The sequence below is a fragment of the Mesorhizobium sp. M7A.F.Ca.CA.004.12.1.1 genome, assembly GCF_003997835.1.
GTDB lineage: Bacteria > Pseudomonadota > Alphaproteobacteria > Rhizobiales > Rhizobiaceae > Mesorhizobium.
The window spans coordinates 1-3,600 of the sequence record NZ_RZRK01000638.1 but is presented as its reverse complement, the minus strand read 5'-3'; the positions used below and the strand labels follow the sequence as shown (position 1 = coordinate 3,600).

3 protein-coding genes are annotated in these 3,600 nt (G+C 63.0%); all 3 read right to left on the bottom strand.

Annotation, left to right across the window (positions count from 1 at the left end; translation table 11 throughout):
- Positions 1-79: 79 nt before the first annotated feature.
- Complete coding sequence (gene gndA, locus EN984_RS26715; RefSeq protein ID WP_127272128.1) at positions 80-1,507, bottom strand: NADP-dependent phosphogluconate dehydrogenase; 1,428 nt, start codon at positions 1,505-1,507, stop codon at positions 80-82.
- 230 nt (positions 1,508-1,737) lie between these two features.
- Positions 1,738-2,436 carry a hypothetical protein gene (locus tag EN984_RS26710; protein WP_127270723.1) on the bottom strand — a complete coding sequence of 233 codons (699 nt, stop codon included), beginning with the start codon at positions 2,434-2,436 and terminating at the stop codon, positions 1,738-1,740.
- 629 nt (positions 2,437-3,065) lie between these two features.
- Positions 3,066-3,600: CopD family protein (locus tag EN984_RS26705; RefSeq protein WP_245480124.1), on the bottom strand; the 535-nt coding region annotated here is incomplete at its 5' end.

Here is a 3,600-nt window from a genome sequence, read left to right as displayed (position 1 = left end):
ACCCGGCTCGTTGCAGCGCCTGGTCGCCACCAGCGAGGTTCGGGCGTTCAGCCCGCCGGTTTCCGTTTAGGCCCTTGGGCTAGCCAGCCGCACCGCTTCCCCACGGCCCATGGAACGCGCCCTTGTCGTCGATGCGCTCGAAGCCGTGCGCGCCGAAGAAGTCGCGCTGCGCCTGGATCAGGTTCGAGGTGCCGCGGCCCTGGCGGTAGCTGTCGAAATAGGCAAGTGCGGAAGACAGCGCCGGCACCGGCGAACCGGCCTCCGAAGCCCTCGCCACGATGCGGCGCAGCGACGGATGCGCCTCCTGCATCAGCGCGATGAAGGCCGGGGCCATCAGGAGGTTGGTCGAGGCGCCGCCCTTGCTGAAGGCTTCCGCCATGGTGTCGAGCATCTGCGAGCGGATGATGCAGCCGGCGCGCCAGATCCTGGCGATGGTCGGCATCGGCAGGTTCCAGTTGAATTCCTTGGAGGCGCCGCTCATCACCGCAAAACCTTGGGCGTAGGCGGCGATCTTGCCGGCGAACAGCGCCAACTCCAGATCTTCCAGCAGGGCATCTTTGTCACCGGAAATCTTCGTCACGCCGACGTTGCCGTAGGCCTTTTCCGCCGCCAGCCGCTCGTCCTTGATCGATGACAGAACGCGTGCCGCCACCGCCGCCTCGATCGCCGTCGCCGGAATGCCGAGTTGCTGCGCCTCGATGACCGACCATTTGCCGGTGCCCTTCTGGCCGGCGCGGTCGAGGATGATGTCGACCACCGGCTTGCCGGTCTTCGGATCGTCTGATGCCAGCACCTTGGCGGTGATCTCGATCAGGTAGGAGTTGAGCCGGCCCTTGTTCCAGTTGGCAAACACCGCGCCGATCTCTTTCGGGCCCATGCCCAGGCCGTCGCGCAAGATGCCGTAAATTTCGGCGATCATCTGCATGTCGGCATATTCGATGCCGTTGTGGATGGTCTTGACGAAATGCCCGGCACCGTCGGTGCCGAGCCATGCCGCGCAGGGTTCGTCCTTGAACTTGGCGGAGATCGCCGTCAGCACCTTCTCGACGCGCTTCCATGAGTCCTCTGTGCCGCCGACCATGATCGACGGCCCGTGGCGCGCGCCCTCCTCGCCACCGGACACGCCCATGCCGATGAAGGTGAGGTCCGAGCCGGAAAGCTCGGAGAAGCGCCGCATCGTGTCGCGGAAATTGGCGTTGCCGGCATCGATGACGATGTCATTGGCCGACAGCACGCCGCGCAGCGCCGCGATCTGTTCGTCGACCGGCTTGCCGGCCAGCACCATGATGATGATCGGGCGCGGCGGCCGGATGGCGGCGGCAAGCTCTTCCAGGCTGTAGCAGGGCACGACCATGTCCCTGAGCGCGCCGGCGTTCTCGATGAAAGCGTCGGTGCGCGCCCTGGTGCGGTTGAAGACAGCGATGCGGTGCCCGTGCTCGGCGATGTTGAGCGCCAGGTTGGAGCCCATCGTGCCAAGGCCGATCAGGCCGATTTCGGCATTTTCCATCGTTTCTTCCCTGCTTCGGATCTTGTTGGTTCGAGCCCGCGATTTGCGCGGATGCCCATTCATCACGGGATGCCATTCTTCACGGGATGATTGACGGGCCTTTCGGGCCGCGTCAACCGCCTCGCCGAATTGTGTTGCGCGGATCGAACGTGAAGACCAGAGCCCGAGAAGATTGGCAATCGGCGCGGCCGCCGGGAAGTTCAGGTGCCGGCGTCGAGGGAGAAGCGGGTTCAGAAATTGTAGTTGGCATAGCCATGGTAGACCAAATCCACCATTGCGTCCCCTCCGGCAAAGAGCAGATTCACGTTCCAAGGAGGGTTCCAAGGCGGGAAGGGAACCACGAACTCGGTTTCCTGGCCATGGCAAACTCCCACGACGCGCCAGTCGTCGCGGATGAAGCCGAACAGAGGTCCTCCCGACCACCCGTGGCCGGCGAAGTTTGTCGTTTCAAGCTCGCGCGCATGCTTGTCTCCGTCGACATCTCTTATGAAGGCAGCCAGCTCGACAGCCGGGTATCCGGCGGCGAAATCAGGATAGCCAGCGCTCATGTAAAGATGGTCGAAATACTCATCGTGGTCGTCGAAGGCCTGCGTACCCAGCCAGCCGCAGACGTTGCCAATCGGATCAATCGTCCTGCAGATTGCATAGTCGCTGGCATCCGCTTTGAACGCCATATCCCAGAAGCCGTCATGCCTGACGCCATACCAGTCGCTGACCCATGTGGAGCCGAAGCGAGGGGAGTGACCCGGGTACATAGCCGGCGTGAATTCGATTTGACAGTTGCCGCTGTAGTCCCACGGCATGACATGGCTGGCTGTCATCAACAGGTTCGGCCCAACCATGAAGGCGGTGCCTCCTGGAAGCTCCTTGCCTTCGGAGAAGGTGCGGATGTGGCCTATCGCCGACCAGGGAAACGCCACCAGATCCATGCCGATAGCCGTAAGCCCCGACCGCTTGACGGCAATATCGCCGTCCGGTCCAGCAAAGAACGGTCGCAACCGTGGGACCGTTCGCACAGCGAGATGGCGAGGAACATAGGCCTTGAGCAGATCCTCGTTTCGCCTGCCCGTGCGCGTCGGCTTGCCCTCAGGCCGCGCGACGGCCTTCGCAACAGGCAGGTTGAGCCTCGATTCCAATCGCGGCACATAGCCCTTCGGCGCAGAGACCCGCTCAGCCACCTTGCGGGCGTCCGGAAATCGGCCCAGGCTGAGATGATTGATGATGTCGACAGGCATCGGCTCCGTCGGATCACGATCAAGTTTTTCGATGAGAGCGCCAAGGTCGTTGTGCGCAGCCAGCGCCCTGAAGTTTGGTTGTCGCCTATTGCGCCCGGCATTCTCGTTCCCCGCAGTGGAGAGGCGTTGCTCCTTCTTCATGCGATTTGTCCTCGCTTGCCCTTGCCAATGCGCCTCGATAGGGCGAGACGACCGCGATTGGCATCGAAACCGAAGTGATGGCCGCCAAAGTCGAACGAAAGCGACCATTTTGACAGTCGTCATTTGCCGACTGGGTCGCTCCTTTTTGCGGGTGCTATTTCGTGAGGACCATAAGGCCGACGCTACGGCCTGATATCGACGGGCGCCTCGATCTTCACCATCTCGAAGTCCGAGACCAGTATGTCGATGCGCACCGTCCACCGGCCCGGCACCGGGATGACGAGGTTGTCGACGCGCCAGCTGCCGTCACCGGGCTTGCTCGCAGCGCGCTTCAGCGGCTCGATGCCGGAATCGGGTTTTGACAGCACAAGCGTCACCTCCTTGGCGTCGAGCGGGCCGAAATCGCCGCTCATGATGACCATCGAGGCAACGACCGGGCCGGCATGGCCGGGAGTGATGCTGAGATCGGCCATCGCTTGCAGCGCGTGGATATGGACCGACACCGGTTGCGCTGCCGCAATCGCCAGGGCTCGTGGCGGCGGCGTGAAGCGCCAGCCCGCGGCAACGCCGAAAATCGCCAACACGATCAACGTCTCGACGCCGATCGAGCGGACCAGCCTGCGTTGAACTTCCGTCGATCCCGCCTCGGCCGATGCGGTGAGTTTCCAGCGATTGACGGCAGCAAGCGTGAACAGAAAGACCAGCAGCCCCAGCTTG